The organism is Sphingopyxis sp. 22461, assembly GCF_052044915.1.
Classification (GTDB): domain Bacteria; phylum Pseudomonadota; class Alphaproteobacteria; order Sphingomonadales; family Sphingomonadaceae; genus Sphingopyxis.
The window spans coordinates 234,204-251,976 of sequence record NZ_JBQENY010000008.1; the positions used below are offsets into that span (position 1 = coordinate 234,204).

Annotated in this window: 16 protein-coding genes and 1 tRNA gene; 9 read left to right on the plus strand and 8 right to left on the minus strand. The window is 65.6% G+C overall.

Annotated elements, in window-relative coordinates; genetic code table 11:
* The first annotated feature begins 62 nt into the window (after nucleotides 1-62).
* From ACTJI5_RS15145 to ACTJI5_RS15160, 4 genes are read left to right on the plus strand one after another with little or no spacing between them, the layout of a single operon-like run.
* On the plus strand, nucleotides 63-1,010 hold the full coding sequence (locus ACTJI5_RS15145; protein ID WP_440860900.1) for a phosphate/phosphite/phosphonate ABC transporter substrate-binding protein: 948 nt from the start codon (nucleotides 63-65) through the stop codon (nucleotides 1,008-1,010).
* Complete coding sequence (locus ACTJI5_RS15150) at nucleotides 1,007-1,732, plus strand: phosphonate ABC transporter ATP-binding protein (RefSeq protein WP_440860901.1); 726 nt, start codon at nucleotides 1,007-1,009, stop codon at nucleotides 1,730-1,732. Before ACTJI5_RS15145 ends, ACTJI5_RS15150 begins: the two co-directional genes overlap by 4 nt.
* Nucleotides 1,729-2,724 carry a phosphonate ABC transporter, permease protein PhnE gene (gene phnE / locus ACTJI5_RS15155; protein WP_440860902.1) on the plus strand — a complete coding sequence of 332 codons (996 nt, stop codon included), beginning with the start codon at nucleotides 1,729-1,731 and terminating at the stop codon, nucleotides 2,722-2,724. Before ACTJI5_RS15150 ends, phnE begins: the two co-directional genes overlap by 4 nt.
* A gap of 34 nt (nucleotides 2,725-2,758) precedes the next feature.
* Nucleotides 2,759-4,867: a phosphocholine-specific phospholipase C gene (locus ACTJI5_RS15160; protein WP_440860903.1), complete on the plus strand. Its 2,109-nt coding sequence runs from the start codon at nucleotides 2,759-2,761 to the stop codon at nucleotides 4,865-4,867.
* Nucleotides 4,868-5,142: 275 nt separating this feature from the next.
* Here the strand turns inward: ACTJI5_RS15160 and prfH are convergent, their stop codons facing one another.
* The 5 genes from prfH to ACTJI5_RS15185 all read right to left on the minus strand — a co-directional run bounded on the left by prfH (nucleotide 5,143) and on the right by ACTJI5_RS15185 (nucleotide 10,295).
* Complete coding sequence (gene prfH, locus ACTJI5_RS15165) at nucleotides 5,143-5,763, minus strand: peptide chain release factor H (RefSeq protein WP_440860904.1); 621 nt, start codon at nucleotides 5,761-5,763, stop codon at nucleotides 5,143-5,145.
* Nucleotides 5,760-6,866, minus strand: coding sequence for an RNA ligase RtcB family protein (locus ACTJI5_RS15170; RefSeq protein ID WP_440860905.1), 1,107 nt, complete (start codon nucleotides 6,864-6,866; stop codon nucleotides 5,760-5,762). The genes prfH and ACTJI5_RS15170 overlap by 4 nt, the downstream gene beginning before the upstream one ends.
* Nucleotides 6,863-7,426, minus strand: a complete 564-nt coding sequence (locus ACTJI5_RS15175) for a hypothetical protein (protein WP_440860906.1) — start codon at nucleotides 7,424-7,426, stop codon at nucleotides 6,863-6,865. Before ACTJI5_RS15175 ends, ACTJI5_RS15170 begins: the two co-directional genes overlap by 4 nt.
* 237 nt (nucleotides 7,427-7,663) lie before the next feature.
* The gene (locus tag ACTJI5_RS15180; protein WP_440860907.1) at nucleotides 7,664-9,694 is read right to left on the minus strand and encodes an elongation factor G; all 2,031 of its coding nucleotides are present in this window, start codon (nucleotides 9,692-9,694) and stop codon (nucleotides 7,664-7,666) included.
* Between the two features lie 527 nt (nucleotides 9,695-10,221).
* Nucleotides 10,222-10,295 (minus strand) — tRNA-Gln (locus ACTJI5_RS15185).
* Between the two features lie 156 nt (nucleotides 10,296-10,451).
* On the opposite strand from ACTJI5_RS15185, the gene ACTJI5_RS15190 reads away from it, so the two are divergent.
* Both ACTJI5_RS15190 and ACTJI5_RS15195 read left to right on the plus strand, forming a co-directional pair.
* The gene (locus ACTJI5_RS15190; protein ID WP_440860908.1) at nucleotides 10,452-11,744 is read left to right on the plus strand and encodes an FAD-dependent oxidoreductase; all 1,293 of its coding nucleotides are present in this window, start codon (nucleotides 10,452-10,454) and stop codon (nucleotides 11,742-11,744) included.
* Complete coding sequence (locus tag ACTJI5_RS15195) at nucleotides 11,741-12,142, plus strand: DoxX family protein (RefSeq protein WP_440860909.1); 402 nt, start codon at nucleotides 11,741-11,743, stop codon at nucleotides 12,140-12,142. The genes ACTJI5_RS15190 and ACTJI5_RS15195 overlap by 4 nt, the downstream gene beginning before the upstream one ends.
* Nucleotides 12,143-12,145: 3 nt before the next feature.
* Here ACTJI5_RS15195 and ACTJI5_RS15200 read toward each other — a convergent pair whose 3' ends face one another.
* On the minus strand, nucleotides 12,146-13,417 hold the full coding sequence (locus ACTJI5_RS15200; RefSeq protein ID WP_440860910.1) for a dipeptidase: 1,272 nt from the start codon (nucleotides 13,415-13,417) through the stop codon (nucleotides 12,146-12,148).
* A gap of 78 nt (nucleotides 13,418-13,495) precedes the next feature.
* Between ACTJI5_RS15200 and ACTJI5_RS15205 the strand changes: the two genes are divergently transcribed.
* The gene (locus tag ACTJI5_RS15205; RefSeq protein ID WP_440860911.1) at nucleotides 13,496-14,668 is read left to right on the plus strand and encodes an acyl-CoA dehydrogenase family protein; all 1,173 of its coding nucleotides are present in this window, start codon (nucleotides 13,496-13,498) and stop codon (nucleotides 14,666-14,668) included.
* A gap of 19 nt (nucleotides 14,669-14,687) precedes the next feature.
* Here ACTJI5_RS15205 and ACTJI5_RS15210 read toward each other — a convergent pair whose 3' ends face one another.
* On the minus strand, nucleotides 14,688-15,461 hold the full coding sequence (locus ACTJI5_RS15210) for a DUF6602 domain-containing protein (protein ID WP_440860912.1): 774 nt from the start codon (nucleotides 15,459-15,461) through the stop codon (nucleotides 14,688-14,690).
* Between the two features lie 125 nt (nucleotides 15,462-15,586).
* Here ACTJI5_RS15210 and ACTJI5_RS15215 point away from each other — a divergent pair, with 125 nt between their 5' ends.
* Together ACTJI5_RS15215 and ACTJI5_RS15220 are read left to right on the plus strand one after the other, a co-directional pair.
* Nucleotides 15,587-16,792 carry a M20 metallopeptidase family protein gene (locus ACTJI5_RS15215; protein WP_440860913.1) on the plus strand — a complete coding sequence of 402 codons (1,206 nt, stop codon included), beginning with the start codon at nucleotides 15,587-15,589 and terminating at the stop codon, nucleotides 16,790-16,792.
* Nucleotides 16,789-17,034, plus strand: a complete 246-nt coding sequence (locus ACTJI5_RS15220; protein ID WP_310255550.1) for a GlsB/YeaQ/YmgE family stress response membrane protein — start codon at nucleotides 16,789-16,791, stop codon at nucleotides 17,032-17,034. The genes ACTJI5_RS15215 and ACTJI5_RS15220 overlap by 4 nt, the downstream gene beginning before the upstream one ends.
* Before the next feature lie 4 nt (nucleotides 17,035-17,038).
* Here the strand turns inward: ACTJI5_RS15220 and ACTJI5_RS15225 are convergent, their stop codons facing one another.
* Entirely contained in the window at nucleotides 17,039-17,764 is a 726-nt protein-coding gene (locus ACTJI5_RS15225) for an AAA family ATPase (protein WP_440860914.1), read from the minus strand.
* Nucleotides 17,765-17,773: the final 9 nt, after the last annotated feature.

The following is a 17,773-nucleotide window of genomic DNA, read 5'->3' on the forward strand; positions in this document are numbered from 1 at the left end:
CATGCCGCTGTCACAGCCCCGTCGTAATCGCCGCTCGTTTTTCGGGTCGACGGAGATTGTGTATGCGGCGGTGGATGATTGCGGGCGTGCTGGCGGCGCTATGCGTCGCCGGCACGGCCTGGCTGGCCCTGTCGCCGCGATCGGCCTCCCCGCGGTCGGCACAGCCGCCGCTCCGCGTGCTGCTGATCCCCGCCGACGGCGGGACCGAGAGCGGCACCCTCGCCGACTATCGCCCGATCTTCGACGCGGTCGCGCGCAGCACCGGCCTCAGCTTCAACCTCAAGGTCGCGCAATCCTATGGCGGGGTCGTTGAGGCGATGTGCAACGATGCTGCCGATATCGCCTTTGTCGGTTCGGTCACCTATCTCCAGGCGCAAAAGCGCGGCTGCGCCGAACTGCTCGCGGTCGCGGTCAAGGGCGGCCGCTCGGTCTATTATTCGGGGCTGTTCGTCCGCGCCGACTCGCCCGTCCGGTCGATCGCCGACCTTCGCGGCCGGCGCGTCGCGTTCGGCGACGTCAATTCGACCTCGGCTTTCATCTTTCCCGTCGCGATGTTCCTCGACGCCGGGATCGACCCGGTCCGCGACCTGTCGGCGGTGCGCATGACGGGCACCCACGCCAACAGCCTCGCCGCGCTGATTAACGGCGAGGTCGACGCCGCCGCGCTCTCGTTCGACAGCTATGACAAGGCGGTGCGCGCCAATGTCCCCGGCGCGCGTGACCTTCGCGTGGTCGCGCGCAGCGAGCCGATCCCCTATCCGCCGCTGATCGCGAATACGCGCCTCGATCCAGCGCTGCGGGCCCGTCTGCGCGGCGCTTTCGAAAGGATCGATCGCACCCCCGGCGTCACGCCCGAAATGATCCGCGGCTATGGCGGCGCGCGCGTCGATGGCTATGTCGGCCATCTTCCCGTCGATCACTTCGACCCCGCTGCGCGCAAGATGGCGCAGGTCACCCCGGCGCTGAAGGACGAAATGCTGCGCAAGGCCGCCGAAAGGGCGGCGCGATGATCGACATCGGCATCGCCGATCTGTGCGTCCGTCATGCGGGCGGCGCCGACGCGCTTGCGGACCTGACGCTTTTCATTCCCGCCGGCCAATTCTGCGCGGTGCTGGGCGCGTCGGGCGCGGGCAAATCGACGCTGCTCCGCGCGATCGGCGGGCTTGTCGCGCCAAGCGGAGGGCGCATCCTCTATGACGGCGTTCCCGTCAGCCGCGCGCAGCGCCGCCGCATCGGCCTGATCCCGCAGGATTTCGCGCTGAGCGGCCGGGCCAGCGTCGCGCGCAATGTCATGGCGGTCGCCGATATCGGCATCGCGCGGTCGCTCGCCGGCCTTTACCCGCCCGCCGACCGCATGCGCGCCGCACACTTGCTCGCCGGCCTCGGACTCGACGAAGCCCAGCTTACGCGCCGCGCCGACAGCCTGTCGGGCGGGCAGCAACAGCGCGTCGCGGTTGCGCGCGCGCTGCTCCATCGTCCCGCGATCATTCTCGCCGACGAACCGATTGCCAGCCTAGACCCGGCGACGGGCGAGGCCACACTCGCGCTGCTCCGCGACGAAGCGCGCAGCCTCGGCGCGACCTTGCTCTGCAGCCTGCACCAGCCCGAACTCGCGCGCCGCTTCGCCGATCGCATCATCATGCTCGATGCCGGGCGCGTGGTCTTCGACGGCCCGCCCGCGATGCTCGACGGCGAGCGGACCCTGCCGCGAATCCGGGCGGTGGCACGGTGAGCCCGGCTGTGCCCTGGCGCTTCCCGTCGCTGCTCAACGCGCGCGCCGTCGCGTTGCTCGCCGCCGCGCTGCTGACCCTCTGGTACACCGGGCAGCGCGTCGAGATCGGCCGGATGCTCGCGCTCAGCGGCGAGGCGGTGCTGGCAGAGGCGGGCCTGGCCGACCGGTCGCAGGTCGCCGACGGGCTCGGCTCGACGCTGGCGCAATTGGTGCCGATCCAATTGTCGTCACGGCGCGAGGTCAGCCGCATCGAGGGGTTCGACCCCGATCGCCTGCCGCCCTTCGCGCGCGTCGAAACCATCGAAACGCGCGTCACCGAACTCAATCCCGAAACGCTGCGCCGCGAAGAGCGTATGGTGCGCACCGCGTGGCTGGTCGAACCGTTCGGCTATGCCTTCCATGTCGCGGCCAAGATGCTCGAGACGCTCGAGATCGCATTATGGGGTAGCGTGATCGCAGTACTGATCGGGATGCCGCTCGCGCTGCTCGGCGCGCGCAACGTCACGCCGCACCCCGCGTTGCGAACAGGCTCGCGCGCCGCCTCGGCTTTCCTCCGCGCGATCCCCGAGCTGATCGCAGCACTGTTCCTCGTCATCGCCTTCGGCTTCGGGCCGATCGCCGGGGTGCTCGCGCTCGGGCTGCATTCGGCCGGGTTCCTCGGCAAATTTTACGCCGACGATATCGAGGATGCCGATCCGCGCCCGCAGCAGGCACTAACGGCGATGGGCGCCGGGCGCCTGACCATCTGGGGCAGCGCGATCGTGCCGCAAGTGCTGCCGCAGCATATCGCCTGCACGCTCTACACCTTCGACCGCAATGTCCGCATGGGGTCGGTGATCGGCCTCGTCGGCGCGGGCGGCATCGGGCAGGAGCTCAAGGGCCGCTTCGACCTCTATGAATATGGCCATGTCGGCACGATCCTGATCGCCATTTTCCTTGTCATCCTGACGCTCGACCTTGTCGCCTCGCGCGCGCGGCGGGCGTGGCGATGACACCCCATTTCCCCTTGAACCCGGAGTAGTTTGGATGAGCAATTCGAGACGCGATTTCCTGAAGGCCGCAGGCGTTGCAGGCTCCGCCGCCGCCTTTCACGCGAGCATCGGCCGCGCGCTCGCCATCCCGGCGAAGCGCACGACGGGCACGATCAAGGATGTGCGCCATATCGTCATCCTGATGCAGGAGAATCGCTCGTTCGACCATTATTTCGGGACGATGAAGGGGGTTCGCGGTTTCGGCGACCGCCATCCGATCCCGCTCGCGGGCGACAAGAATGTCTGGTTCCAGAGTAACGGCGCGCGCGACCTGCCACCCTTCCACCTCGACACCGCGCGCACCAACGGCCTGAAAGTGCCGGGCACCCCGCACAGCTTCTCCGACGCGCAGGCGGCGTGGAACCAGGGCAAGTTCGGCCTGTGGCCCAAGTTCAAGACCGATTATTCGATGGGCTATTACAAGCGCGAGGACATCCCTTTCCAGTTCGCGCTCGCCGAGGCGTTCACGATCTGCGACGCCTATCATTGCTCGATCACCACCGGCACCGATCCGAACCGCATCGTCTTCTGGTCGGGGTCCAATTTCGATCCCGACGTCGCCGCGACGGGCACCAACTGCCGCGACGACAAGTCCGAACCCAATAACCTCCGCTGCTGGATCAAGGGCGCGCTGCCCGAACCCGGCTATACCTACGCCGGAAACGCGCTCGAATGGGCGACGATTCCCGAGGTACTCGAGGCGGCGGGCGTCGACTGGCGCATCTATCAGGACCCCAACGACAATTGGACCGGGGCGATGCACGGCGGCCTTGCCTTCAAGGGCTTTCGCGACGCCAAGCCCGGCTCGCCGATCTACGAACGCGGCATGTCGCATCATTCGCTCGAAAAGCTGGCCGAGGATGCGAAGAACGGCACGCTGCCCGCGGTGTCGTGGGTGCTTCCGCCCAAGCAATGGTCCGAACATCCGTCGGCCTCGACCCCGATCGAAGGCGCCGAATTCACCGCATCGGTGCTCGATGCGCTGACCGCCAATCCCGATACCTGGGCGGGCACGGTCTTCTTCCAGACCTTCGACGAGAATGACGGGCTGTTCGACCATTTCCCGCCCGCCGCGCCGCCATCGTACAATGCCGACGGCACACCCGCGGGCAAGGCGACGCTCGCGCTGCCCGGTCATTATTTCGACGATCATGAGGATAAATATCTCTCGCGCGACGACACTATCTCGGGAACGACGCGGCCGTTCGGCCTCGGCCCGCGCGTGCCGATGTATGTCGTCTCTCCGTGGAGCAAGGGCGGCTGGGTCAGCAGCGAAGTGTTCGACCACACCTCGGTCGGCCAGTTCCTCGAACAACGCTTCGGCGTTACCATCCCCGCGATCAGCCCGTGGCACCGCTCGGTCTGCGGCGACCTGACCTCGTGCTTCGACTTCTCGAAGGGCGCCGACGCGGCCTTCCCCGCGCTGCCCGATGTCAGCGGCTCGGCCGCGATCCTCGACACCCACCTCCAGCGCCCGAAAGCGCTGCCGCCGCGCGTGCCGCAGGACCTGTTCCAGGAAAAGGGCATCCGCCGCTCGCGCGCGCTGCCCTATGTGCTTCACGTCGACGCGCGAATCGACGCCGGCGGCCAAGCGGTTGTGCTCGATTTCATCAACGAGGGTGCGGCGGGCGCGGTATTTCACGTCTATGACAAGCACAACCTCGACAGCATCCCGCGCCGCTATACGGTCGAGGCGGGCAAACGAATCGACGATCGCTGGAGCGTCGGGACCGACGGGGCGTTCGACCTCTGGATTCTCGGCCCCAATGGCTTCCACCGCGCCTTCCGCGGCACGCTCGCCGACGCCGCGCGCGCGCCCGCGCTGACCGCGCGCTACAACGTCAAACAGCGGGCGCTTGCGCTGGCCTTCGTCAACGACGGCGGCGATGCGCAGGAAGCGAAGATCTTCCGCGACGCCTATGCCCCCGCGGCCGGCAAGACGGTGGCGATCGCGAGCCACGGCGAGGCGGTCGAGGCGTGGCCGACCCCGAAGGATCATGACTGGTACGACGTCACCGTCGCGCTGCCGGGCATGGAAGCACGTCTCGCGGGCCGCATCGAACGCGGCGCGCACGGCATCAGCGATCCGCTGACATTGGCTTAGGAGGATACGGTGCCGGGCGCGCGATCGGGCCGCCCGGCGCTCTGCGGACGTTTCGACTTCAGCGATTTAAGAAAAGCTCTGGATGCCCCGCAAAGGTCGGCGAGCGCGGGCCCGGCTTCGACCATAGCTATCTCGTCAATACGCCGGCTTGGAAAGAGATGTCTGCCCGCCGTCACATCATGTGCGACAAGCAGCGTGGCCCCGGCAAATCGCCCGCGACGAGAGGACCGCTTGTATCCAGAATATGGTTCAGAACGGCCACTCCCACCTCCCCATCATCGCTTGAGCTGGAAGCCCGGACCCAAGTATGTCTTGACCGGATTTCCCCGTTCGAGCCGCCTGTTGCGGTCCCACTCTTCTTTGCGCGCATTCCGCGCCCCATCGTCCCGGCGCTCGATCAACATCAGGGCAAGCTTTATGCGGGCGAGCTTGCGGTTGGCATGTTGCGAGCGCTGATCTTGCGCCGTCGTGATCAAGCCCGTCGGAAGATGTGTCGCCCGAACCGCGCTGTCCGTTTTGTTCACGTGCTGCCCACCGGGCCCCGATGCGCGCATCGCCTGATAGACGATATCTTCCGGCCTGAGTTCGGCGATTTCATCGATCGGGGGAACCAATGCCGCACCGACAAACCAGTTACGCCGCTTATGATTGGGCCGGAATGGACTGGCGCCCACCCACTGGATGGTCCCCGCTCTCTGCCTGGCGAATTGCTCGGCCCCGGCGCCGGTAACGCGCAGGAGGAGCGACGCCGGGTTGCCCGCTGCCGATTCGAGCAATTCAGTGCCAAGCCCCGCAACAGCGGCTTCCTTCAAAAAGACGCGCGCCAGCTGGCCGACGACCCAGCGGCACTCCTCCGGCCCCTGACCCGACGACAGATGCATGATGATTTCGGTCATGTCCGCCTCGTTTTATAGCTCAGCAGCGGGCGCAGGCTTGCGATGACCCGGATCAGCCCCGCCTCCTCAAGATCGCGAATGACAACGCCGATATCCTTATAGGCTTGTGGTGCTTCCTCGAAGATCAGCCGGCGGTCTTCGCAAATCACGCGCCCGCCAAGCGCGGTTCTTTCCAGCTCGGCCGGCCGGAATCGCTTCGAGAGCCTGCCATGGGCATCGTTGCGGCTCCACTTCCGGCCGGCACCGTGGGCGAGCGAATATAGAGCCTCGGCGCCCCGATCGACGACCGGCTCGACCAGATAGCTGAAATCGCCGCGCGACCCGGGGATCACCACCAGCCCCTTGTCGGCGGGCGCGGCCCCTTTGCGATGGAGCCAGCCGCCTTCGTGCGCCGTCACGCTGTTGTGGCAGATGTCGAGCTTGCGCTCGGCCGCCAGTCCGAGCTTTTCGCAGAAGCGTCGCGCAATGACGTCGCGGTTAAGCACGGCCCATGCGACCGCATGATCGTGCGCCGCGAGATAGGCTGCTCCTGCCTCGCTCGCCGCCTCGGCCGCAGCGCTGCCGTCGCGCCGCGTCCATGCATCCAGTATCGCCTGGCCGAGCCCGCGCGAGCCGCTGTGCACCATGAGCCAGAGGGCGTCGGCGCGAAATCCAAGCCCCTCGAACAGGTCCCCGTCGATGACCTGTTCGATGCGCTGGAACTCGGCAAAATGATTGCCGCCGCCGATCGTGCCCAGCGCGGCATCACCAAGCCCGGGCGCGAGACCGGCTCCGGACAGCGCAGCATCCGCATCGCCGTCCCACGGCTCATCCAGCCCCCGGAGTTTCCGTTCGGCCGCATCGAGCTTGAACTTGCGGACCGGCAGATCGGTCTCCCACAGCCCCATCCCGCAGCCGATGTCGCTGCCGACCAGATGCGGGAAAACCATGTCGGGCGACCAGAAGGCCGCACCGACGGCGATCCCGCGCCCGGCATGCAGATCCGGCAACCCGACGACCCGGTCGATGCCTTCCAGTCGCGCCGTCTGTGCAAGCTGATCGAGCGCGAGCGGATCCATCCGGCCGATGTCCGACGAAATGATCGTGATCGATGCCCCGGTCATGCGGCACCTCCCTTCCCACCATCGCGAGGCGCGATATCCTGTGGCAATTCCGACCAGTCCTTGAGGATGCCGTCGCGCGGATCGACGAAGAACGCGCGGCGGCGGGACCAGCGGTGGGGCCGACCCAGCACTTCGCCCTCGAACATCCATTCGCCTTGCCGGCCGACGGAAATCCGGGCTGCGACAATGTCCTCCAGATGGAGCCTGACGTGCATCTTCACCGTGCTGCCGGTGTCGAGTTGCACGCAAATCTCGCTGAACACATCGTCCCAGCGGCATCCGCGCTTGCTTCGCAAGAAGCGGACGAGCGGTTGCAGATTCTCGTTGAGCGACTTGGTATAGGCGGCTTCGCATTTTGCGTGCCGTTTCAGGCCGATAAATTTGCGATCCGGATCACGGCTCCTTTTCAGTTTGACGGGCGGCGCATGGCTCGCGCCCCAGCGCGGCCGTTCGACGATGACTTTGAACATGTCAGACCGCATGAAGAGTCTCCCCGGAATAGAGGAAGGCCCGTCGGAAACGGGTGGTCTGGAAATGGAATATGAAGTGGTCAGCGGCACCCGGACCGCGCGACCGGGTCAGGCGAGCAGGCTCGCCCGAAAGGAAATTGCCCATGCAATTTGTTCCTGAATAGTCTGGAGTTCGAAAATTGTTGCGTTGCGGACGGATGCTGCTCGCATGATTTTCTCCTTTCCAGTTTCAGAAACACGCCGGGATCGACAACGGGGCCGCTACGCTATTTCGCAGATGACTGCAAGATGGCGACGCGCATGTGGCGCGGGCCCGGCCATTTCGGGTCAGGCGGGCTCGGGCGTGCGGCGGATCAGTGCGCTGGCGAGCTTCTCGCTGAGTTCCGCGAGATGGTCGAAGCGCGCCTCGTAATGCGCCATGCCCTGGCTCAGTGATCGCAGTTCGGGCTCCAGTCCGGGAAGCTCAGCCTCGGGCAGCAGCAACTCGATCACGTCCCAGCGAGACCAGCCTTCGAGCGGCGTTATTCCCAGCACCTGGCCGCGTCGGCTGGTCGCCGCGGAGGTGATCCGTGAAACGGCGCTGCCCGGCGCCCGGATCGTCACGTGCGCGAGCGGCTCGAGCAGATAGGGCGTCGCCGCCGCCAGGGCTTCTGCCATGGCGATCCGGCCGGCGGTGCGAAAGGCCAGTTCCGAGCTGTCGACGCTGTGAAAGGAGCCATCGACCAGCGCAACCGCGACATCGACGACCGGAAAGCCGAATGGCCCGCGCGCCATCGCATCGCGCACGCCCTGCTCGACCGCCGGAATCCATTGCCGGGGGATCGCGCCCCCGGTGATCCGGTCCTCGAACTGAAAGCCGTCGCCACGCCCGCGCGGGCGGAGTTCGATGATGACGTCGCCGAACTGGCCGTGCCCGCCGGATTGCTTCTTGTGGCGGCCATGCTTTGTCACGGTCTTGCGGATCGTTTCCTTGTAGGCGATCGCGGGCGGACGCACCGATATGGCAACGCCGTAACGCCGTTTCAGCCGTGCCTGGACGACGGCCAGATGCTCGTCATTGAGCCCGTGGAGCAGCGTCTCCTGCGTCGCCTCGTCGAGCCTCCAGCGCAGTCCGGGGTCCTCCTCGACCAGTCGATTGAGCGCTGTCGACAACCGCACCTCGTCCTTATGGTCGGTGACCGCGATGGCCAGCGCATAATTGCTTGCCGGCCGCTGCACCGCGTCCACGACAGCATGCGGGTGACCGGCTGCGCCGAGCCGGTCGCCCGCCTGGACGACATCCACCTTAGCGATGCCGACGATGTCGCCCGGTTCGGCGCGAGCGATCTTCGTGGTCGCCGCTCCCTGCACTGCGAACAAGGATCCGATACGCATCGGGTTCCCATCGGCGCCCAACAGTTCGGCCCCCTCGGCAAGCGGCGCACCGAAGACACGCGCGAGCGCCAGCCGGCCCACCGCACTGCCATGCGTGACCTTGAACACCTGCGCCGCGGCACCGTCGATAGCAAGCCGATCCGCCGTCAGCGCGGCGGGGGGTGTATCATGGCGCAGCATTTTGAGGAGACGGCGGATGCCAAACCCGTTGAGCGCCGAGCCAAACAGGATCGGTACGATCTGCCCCGCCGCGGTCTCACGGGCGAGATCGCCAAAGATTGTGTCGAAGCTTGGCTTCTCGTCGTTCAGCAATTGCTCGAGCAGTATATCGTCATGATCTGCCAGCTGTTCGAGCATGTGGAAGCGCGCATCGGTCTCATCGCTCCGGAGATGGGCGGCCAACGGCACCCGTTCCGAGCGGCGGTCCGGCTGATAATGATAGGCGCGCTCCAGCGCGAGATCGACAAAGCCGGCTACGCGCTCGCCGGCCCGGATCGGGATTTGCCGAGCCACAAGCGCCGTGGCGCTCAGCGGCTGGAGCGCTGCAAGCAGATCCTCGATGCTGCCGCGCGCCTGATCGATCTTGTTTACGAACAGTGCGTGCGGGAGGCGGAGCGCTTCCAGACGTCGCAATGTCGGTTCGACCAGCGGCGCACGCGCCGGATCGGGATCGATCACCACCAGCGCCAGATCGGCCACGGCCAGCGCCATCTCCGCGTCCGCCGCGAAGCCCACCGACCCGGGCGCGTCGATCAGCGCATAGCCTTCCTTCATCCATTCGAAGCGCATCAGGTTCAGTTCGGTCGAACCACATCGCGCGCGCGCTTCCGGGCTGGCGTCGCCGACGCTGCTGCCGCCATCGACCGCGCCCAGCCGGGCGCTGGCCCCCGCCGCGAACAGCATGGCCTCGGCGAGGCTCGTCTTGCCTGTGCCGGCGGGTCCGACGATCGCGATGGCTCTGGTGCCGTGGATAGTCCCATCCATGTCGCTCTCCTCCTGCCTGCCTATTTTCCTCGCCGGAAAATGGCCCGCTGGAATTGCGAGGATCGACCTCAACGCGCCCGAACACAAGATCAATTAGAGATCCAAATGCCCCGGTCTTTGCGTTGCCCCAAAAACGGGATCCACACGGCCTCTGCTATGGCAGCTTCAGCGCTAAATCGACGGAGGGTCGTCAACGGGTTAGCTGCCCCAGGCAGTGGACGCTCCGGCCTGCGCCGATGGCGCCGCAAACATGAAGGACCGCTTTTGGGGTCGCCGACCCGGCGTTCGAATGGCCAGGTTGAGGTGCAAAGCGGTCAATGGCACGTCGCCACTACGTAGAGAGGGTGAGGCACCGCCTGAGGATCTCGCGCCAAAGGAATTTCGCTTCACAATTCCGGAAAGGCTCGAAATTCATACCCACAGCCGCTGCTGACCCAACGTCACCGGCAAATTTTGGTGGAGGATATGGGGAAGAGTGCTACCACTCCAAAATTCTCTAGCAAAAACAATGTGATAGCTAGGAAATCTGGATGCCCCGCGAGGATTCGAACCTCGATAGGCGGTATCAGAAACCGCAGTCTTACCATTAGACGACAGGGCAGCAGAGGCGGGCCAAATATGACTGCACGGGCCCGCTGTCAAGGCCGGTTCGCCCACTCGAACAAGTCCGCTTGCCCTGACGCATTTCGCCGCTAGCATCGCCCGCATAACAAGATAGGGGCCGCGCGCCCGCGCGGACACCCGAAGGAGTGGGTTGATGCGTCATGTCGCGATCGTCGGGTCGGGCCCTGCGGGTTATTATACAGCCGAAACATTACAGAAAGCGGACGATATCGCGGTCGACGTCATCGACCGGCTGCCCGTCCCCTATGGCCTGATCCGCACCGGGGTCGCGCCCGACCACCAGTCGATCAAGGCGGTGTCGCGCCGTTACGAGGGCACCGCGCTCACCGACAATGTCCGTTTCGTCGGCCATGTGTCGGTCGGCACCGACGTGACGATCGACGAACTTGTCGGCCTTTACGACGCCGTCATCCTCGCAACCGGCGCGCCGAACGACCGTCCGCTCGACATCCCCGGCGCCGACCTACCCGGCGTGATCGGCAGCGCCGCCTTTGTCGGCTGGTACAACGGCCATCCCGATTTCGCCGATCTGAACCCGCCGCTCGACGCCCCGGGGGTCGTGGTGATCGGCAACGGCAATGTCGCGCTCGACGTCGCGCGCATCCTCGCCAAGACGCCGGGCGAATTCGCGGGCAGCGACATCGTCGCGCACGCCCGCGATGCACTGGCGCAAAGCGCGGTGCGCCATATCCAGATCCTCGGCCGCCGCGGCCCGCACCAGATCGCGATGACGCCGAAGGAGCTCGGCGAACTCGGCCATCTCGAACGCGCCAGCCCGCGCGTCGACCCCGCCGACCTGCCGCCCGAGGGCGACGACGCCATGCTCGAACCCGGCATGCGCAAGTCGGTCACCCACCTGCGCAGCTTCACCGCCAACCCGGTCGCCAAGCCGGTGACGATCGATTTCGACTTCTTCGCCATGCCCATCGCGATCGAAGGCGACGGCCGGGTGCAGCGCGTGATCGTCGAGCGCACGACGCTCGACGCCGACCTCACCAGTCACGGCACGGGCGAGACCTATGCGCTCGATGCCGGGCTGGTGATCAGCTGCATCGGTTACCAGACCCCGCCGATCCCCGGCGTCCCTTATGAGCATGGCCGCGGGCGTTTCGCGAGCGACGAAGGGCGCATCCTGCCCGGTCTCTACGCGGTCGGCTGGGCGCGGCGCGGCCCGTCGGGAACGATCGGCACCAACAAGCCCGACGGCGCGCGCATTGGCGAAATGGTGCTCGAGGATATCGGCCGCGGTGCGGGCAAGGCGGGACGCCCCGGTCTCGATGCGCTGCTCGCCAGTCGCGATGTCACCCCCGTCACCTTCCGCGACTGGCGCCGAATCGAGGAGGCCGAGGTCGCAGCCGCGCTCGACGGCCGCCCGCGCGAAAAATTCACCAGCATCGAGGCGATGCTCACCGCGCTCGGGCGTTGAACGCCCCGGTCCGCACGGCACTGCGCTGGCTGCTCGCGCTGGCTTATGGCTATGCGGGCTATCGCCACCTTGCGGCCCCCGCGCCCTTCCTCGCGATCACGCCGCCGTGGGTGCCGCAGCCCGGGCTGGTCGTCGCCGCGACCGGCATCGCCGAGATCGCGGGCGCCATCGGGCTAATGATCCCCGCCACGCGCAAGGCGGCCGGCTGGGGTCTTGCGCTCTATGCGCTCTGCGTCTGGCCCGCCAATTTTTACCACGCGCTCGCCAATATCGCGATCGGCGGCGAGACTTTGAGCTGGTGGTATCACGGCCCGCGCCTTGCCGCACAGCCGCTCATCATCTGGTGGGCGCTATGGGCGGGCGGCGCGACCGACTGGCCGTTTCGCCGCCGCCCCTAGCTCTTATTTCGCGACCGGCGTCTCGATCGGCGGCTGGCCCTTCTGGCTCGCCGCATAGGTCTCGACCGCCTTCAGCACGCGCAGCATGTTGCCGCTCGCGATCTTCTCGAGATCGGCCTGACTGTATCCGCGCTTCGCGAGTTCGGTGAACAGCGCGGGGTATCCCGACACATCCTCCATCCCGACCGGCGCCGAATCCATCCCGTCATAATCGCCGCCGAGCCCGATATGATCGACCCCGATCGTCTTTTTGAGATGATCGATATGCTCGGCAACCTTGGCGATACTGGTCGTCGGCATCGGATTGGCCGCGTCCCACGCCTGGAGCGCCGCCTTCTCCGCCGCCGGATCGCCCGGATACATCGCCTTCAGCCGCGCCTGCTCGGCGGTGCGCGCCAGCCCCTGCGCGCGGACATCGGCATCGAGGAAACCCGGCAGCAGCACGATCATCACGATCCCGCCATTGGCCTTCACCGCAGGCAGCACGCTGTCGGGAACGTTGCGCGGATGCGGATTGATCGCGCGGACGCCCGAGTGGCTGAACATCACCGGCGCCTTCGATACCTCGAGCGCATCCTTCATCGTCGCTTCGCTGACGTGGCTCAGATCGACGATCATCCCGATGCGGTTCATCTCGCGCACCACCTGGCGGCCGAAATCGGTGAGGCCATCGTGCGCGGGCGCGTCGGTAGCGGCGTCGGCCCAGCTGAGATTCTTCGAATGGGTGAGCGTCATGTAACGCGCGCCCAGATCGTACATCTGTCGCAGCACCGCGAGCGACGAGCCGATCGAATGGCCGCCCTCCATGCCGAGCATCCCGGCGATCTTGCCCGCCTTCATCGCCTTTTCGAGCTCGGCCGAGGTCGAGGCGAGCGCGAGGTCGCTCGGGTAGCGCGCAACCAAGCGCTTCATCACGTCGATCTGTTCGATCGTCTGCTGCACCGCCAGCTGCTCGTTCGGGTTGCTCGGCACATAGACCGACCAGAATTGCGCGCCGACATGCCCCTTGCGCAGCCGCATCAGGTCGGTGTGCATCGCGATTTCGGGCGGGGTCGCGTCGGGCTTGGCGGTGTCGGTCGTGTCCTGGAAATCGAAGCCGTTGATGACATTGCCCTCGCGCAGCCGCAGCGCCCATGGCACGTCATTGTGCCCGTCGAACACCGGCGCGCGCTTGAGCGCGGCTTCGGCAGTCGCCTCGGGCGACTTTTGCGCCATGGCGGGGGTGGAGATGAGGGCGAATGCGGCGAGGCCGGCGAGCAGGGAGGGCTTTGTCATGGCGCGCGACCTTAAGTCCTTGTTGCCGCAGCGCAAGCCCGACTTGACGGGAACGTCAACGCCGCGCAGCATCGCGCCATGACAGCCTTTGACGACTGGCGCGCAAGATCGCCCTATTATGACGAAACCCACGAAGCGCTGGCGCAGAGCCTCCGCCGGTTCGTCGCGCGCGAGATCGCGCCCAACATCGACCGTTGGGAGGCCGAGGGCGAGTTGCCGCGCGAACTCCACAAGAAAGCTGCGGAGGCGGGCATCCTTGGCCTCCGCTTTCCCGAACAATATGGCGGGCACAGCACCGGCTTCGACAATTTCCACAGCCTCGTGCTGACCGAGGAACTCGCCGCGGTCGGCGCGGGGGGCGTGGGCGCCTCGCTGATGACGCACGGCATCGGCCTGCCCCCGATCATCGCGCGCGGCTCCGATGCGCTGAAGCAGCGCATCGCGCCGCCCGTCCTCGCGGGCGAGAAAATCATCGCGCTCGGCATCACCGAGGCAGGCGGCGGCAGCGACGTCGCGAACCTCAAGACGACCGCGGTCAGGGACGGCGACGATTATGTCGTCAACGGCGGCAAGATGTTCATCACCAGCGGCATGCGCGCCGACTGGCTGACCTGCGCGGTGCGCACCGGCGGGCCGGGAGCCGCGGGCATTTCGCTGCTCCTCATCGACATGGACAGCCCCGGCGTCGAGCGCACGCGGCTCGACAAGATGGGCTGGCGCTGCAGCGACACCGCCGCGATCCATTTCGATGGCGTCCGCGTCCCGGCCGAAAACCTCATCGGCCAAGAGAATGCCGGCTTCATCGGCATCATGCGCAATTTCAACAGCGAGCGGCTCGGCATGGCGATGGGTTGCTGCGCCTACGCGCGCGTCGCGATGGCCGAGGCCGCCGAATGGGCGCAGAACCGCGAGACCTTCGGCAAGCCGCTCGTCGGTCACCAGTCGATCCGCATCAAGCTCGCCGACATGGAACGCCAGATCGAGGCGACGCAGGCGTGGGTCGATCTCTGCGCGTGGCAGGTCAAAGAAGGCAAGGACCGCCCCGCCGACTTCGCGATGCTCAAGGTGCAGGCGACGCGGATGCTGGAAAGCGTGGCGCGCGAGGCCGCACAGGTCCTCGGCGGCGCGTCCTATATCACCGGCAGCAAGGTCGAACGTATCTACCGCGAAGTCCGCGTCAACGCGATTGGGGGCGGCAGCGAGGAAATCATGCTCGATCTGGCGGGTCGGCAATTGTTTGGTGGGCGTTAACAGCGAATGCCCACGAATATCAGCAGGCTACGTGGGAAGATCCTTCCGGCTCCAAATAGCTACCAAATTTCGGTCGCCCCTTTCCGACCAGAATTTGAGGAATCGTATTTGTCACGCCACCCAGAAACGACATGATCTCGTCATATTCGAAGGAAGGTTGCACAAACTTCCATCCGCCATTGTGATACCAGTACCCCTTCCCCACAACGCATATGGCATTGATTATGGGATTTGTGTCGGCGTCAGGATCATATTTCCGATAACGATCAAGCTCGCTTTCCCGGTTTCCCGATAGATCGCTTGCGAACGCAAATAACGCTTTTACCGGACCAATCGGGTTACGAGTGACGGCTTGCACGATTTTCCCTGCCTCGTTGCTCAATCCCCAGTGATCCGATTGAACCATCGGCAAGGCGGCGACTGACGCAGCGTTGGCTAAAGCCTCCTTAAGCTTCGCGGTGGTCAGCTTAGACTTCACCTCGATGACATATGCCGCCGACTCTATCGGAAAGAACCCATTCTTCTCATCATGAAGCCAAGGCGGGAGTATTGAAGGCGAATAGAGAATGAGGTCAATTTGAGAAGAGGTTTCCCCTTGGCAGGAGACCAGCTTCCCTGTTCCAATTTTTACTTCTGGAGGAATAACTTTGCTAAATATTTGACCAGCCGCGATCTCTCTAACAGCACCCCGCATCCCTGGGTGATTAATCCCAGAAGCCGCGTTCGCGTCCATTATTGCCTTTCGACAATTATCGATGAAGGCTTGCCTAAAAACGCTGCCCTTTTTGGCCATTCCCACCCCCAAGACATCACTCACGCACTAGGCGTGCGTGAGTGCAATCATATGCGATAGCTGCTGTCCCACAACAGGGCGGATCGAGACTCGACAAATAGCTCTAGGAGCATCATTCCAAAGCGATGAACATCGCATCGCACAGCTGGCCCGCCGAGGCAGAAACGCTCCTCGGCGACCTCGTCGACCTCCGCCGCGCGATCCACCGCGAGCCCGAGCTCGGCCTGCAGAACCCGAAGACGCTCGCGAAGATCAAGGATGCGCTCGCCGGGCTGCCGCTCGAATTTCGCGAGGGGCCGTCGACCACGGGCCTGATCGCGATCCTCCGCGGCCCCGCGAACGGGCGCACCGTGCTGCTGCGCGGCGACATGGACGCGCTGCCTTTGCTCGAGGACACCGGGCTCGATTTCACCTCCGAGATCGCCGGCGCGATGCACGCGTGCGGGCACGATACGCATGTCGCGATGCTCGTCGGCGCGGCGAAGCTGCTCTGCGCGGCGCGCGACCGGCTGCCCGGTACGGTGATGTTCATGTTCCAGCCGGGCGAGGAGGGGCATCATGGCGCGCGCTTCATGCTCGAGGACGGGATCATCGACCCGCTGCCCGACGCCGCCTTCGCGCTCCACATCATGCCCAACGCGCCGCACGGGATTTTTGCGGGGCGCGCGGGGCCGCTTCTCGCCTCGTCCGATGTCCTTTCGATCATCGTCAAGGGCGCGGGCGGGCATGCATCGATGCCGCACGACAGCATCGACCCGATCCCCGTTGCCTGCGCGATCGTCACCGCGATCCAGACGATGGTGACACGCCGCATCTCGGTCTTCGACCCCGCGGTCGTCACCATCGCGAAGATTTCGGCGGGAACGACGAACAATATCATCCCCGAAACCGCCGAGATGCTCGGCACGATCCGCACGCTCTCGCCCGAACGCCGCGCGATGGTCGCGCGCGAGCTGAAGCGCCTCGCCCCCGCGATCGCCGAGGCGCATGGCTGCACCGCCGAGGTGACGATCGAGGAAGGTTTCCCCGTCACCATATGCGACGCCCGCGCGGTGAGCTTCGGCCAGTCGGTGGTCGAAGAGACCTTTGGCGAGCAAGCCTGGCTGACGATGGACAATCCGGTGATGGGCGCCGAGGATTTCTCCTACGTCCTCGAAAAAGTCCCAGGCGCGATGTTCTGGCTCGGTGCGAGCGCGGCGGGCAGCGACTGGCGCCAATGCTGCGGCCTCCATTCGAATCATATGGTGCTCGACGAGAGCGTGATGGCGCGCGGCGCCGCCTTGCACGCCGCACTCGCCGAGCGCTTCCTCAATGAAGGATTCAATGCATGATCAACATCATCGGCGCGATCATCTCGGGCCTCGTCATCGGCGCACTCGCGCGCTTCTTCTATCCCGGCGCGGTCGAGATGGGATGGATCGCCACAATCCTGCTCGGCATCGGCGGCTCGCTTCTTGCGGGCCTCGCGACCTCGCGCGGCCGCGGCGACTTCAGCCGCGCGGGCTGCCTCGCCTCGGTCATCGGCGCGATCGTGCTGATTTTGGTCGGGCGGCTGCTCGGCGTCGGGGGCTGACCGCCTATTCGATCATCGCCTCGACCGTCTCGTGCGGATAGAGCATAAATTCGCGATAGAGCCGGTAATGCGCCGTGTCTTCGAGCTGGACCGGCTCGATGCCGAGCGGGCTGATCTGCCACAGATCGGCGTCGGGCAGCGCCATCAGGATCGGCGAATGCGTCGCCATGATGACCTGGCTGTTGTTCGCGCGCTGGATGCGGCGAAGCAATTTTAGGAATTCGAACTGGCGCGACGGCGACAGCGCCGATTCGGGTTCGTCGAAAATATAGATGCCCTGTTGATCGGCGCGCTCTTCGAAAAAACCCAGGAACCCCTCGCCGTGCGACCAGGACAGATAATCGGGCCGTCCTGCGCCAACGTCATAGGCGGCCTGATCGACGTAGCGCGCGAGGGTGAAGAAGGTTTCGGCGCGGAAAAAGAAGCCCTTGCCGATCTTGGGGAACCACGCGGCGCGCAGGGCATCGGCCAATATGCCGCCATCGCTTCCCGAAATGTCCGACCGCTCGACGGCCATATGGCCATAGCCGCCCCCGCCCTCGCTGAATCCGGCGAGCACCGCGATCGCTTCGAGCAAGGTCGATTTGCCCGAGCCATTTTCGCCCACCAATATCGTGACGGGTTTCTCGAGCCGGATTTCGAACGCGGGGTCGGCGAATAGCGGGATATTGAAGGGATAGCGATCGCGATCGACCGCGGGCTTGTCCGCGTCCGGGGAGGGCTCACGCATCCACACCCG

What these genes read in the sequence shown, in the direction of transcription:
- ACTJI5_RS15145 (WP_440860900.1), top strand. Translation starts at nt 63, where the DNA reads ATGCGGCGGTGGATGATTGCGGGCGTGCTGGCGGCGCTATGCGTCGCC.
- ACTJI5_RS15200 (WP_440860910.1), bottom strand. Translation starts at nt 13,417, where the DNA reads ATGACAAAGCCCTCCCTGCTCGCCGGCCTCGCCGCATTCGCCCTCATC.
- ACTJI5_RS15215 (WP_440860913.1), top strand. Translation starts at nt 15,587, where the DNA reads ATGAACATCGCATCGCACAGCTGGCCCGCCGAGGCAGAAACGCTCCTC.
- ACTJI5_RS15190 (WP_440860908.1), top strand. Translation starts at nt 10,452, where the DNA reads ATGCGTCATGTCGCGATCGTCGGGTCGGGCCCTGCGGGTTATTATACA.
- ACTJI5_RS15180 (WP_440860907.1), bottom strand. Translation starts at nt 9,694, where the DNA reads ATGGATGGGACTATCCACGGCACCAGAGCCATCGCGATCGTCGGACCC.
- ACTJI5_RS15150 (WP_440860901.1), top strand. Translation starts at nt 1,007, where the DNA reads ATGATCGACATCGGCATCGCCGATCTGTGCGTCCGTCATGCGGGCGGC.
- ACTJI5_RS15160 (WP_440860903.1), top strand. Translation starts at nt 2,759, where the DNA reads ATGAGCAATTCGAGACGCGATTTCCTGAAGGCCGCAGGCGTTGCAGGC.
- ACTJI5_RS15210 (WP_440860912.1), bottom strand. Translation starts at nt 15,461, where the DNA reads ATGGCCAAAAAGGGCAGCGTTTTTAGGCAAGCCTTCATCGATAATTGT.
- ACTJI5_RS15205 (WP_440860911.1), top strand. Translation starts at nt 13,496, where the DNA reads ATGACAGCCTTTGACGACTGGCGCGCAAGATCGCCCTATTATGACGAA.
- prfH (WP_440860904.1), bottom strand. Translation starts at nt 5,763, where the DNA reads ATGACCGAAATCATCATGCATCTGTCGTCGGGTCAGGGGCCGGAGGAG.
- ACTJI5_RS15225 (WP_440860914.1), bottom strand. Translation starts at nt 17,764, where the DNA reads ATGCGTGAGCCCTCCCCGGACGCGGACAAGCCCGCGGTCGATCGCGAT.
- ACTJI5_RS15220 (WP_310255550.1), top strand. Translation starts at nt 16,789, where the DNA reads ATGATCAACATCATCGGCGCGATCATCTCGGGCCTCGTCATCGGCGCA.
- ACTJI5_RS15170 (WP_440860905.1), bottom strand. Translation starts at nt 6,866, where the DNA reads ATGACCGGGGCATCGATCACGATCATTTCGTCGGACATCGGCCGGATG.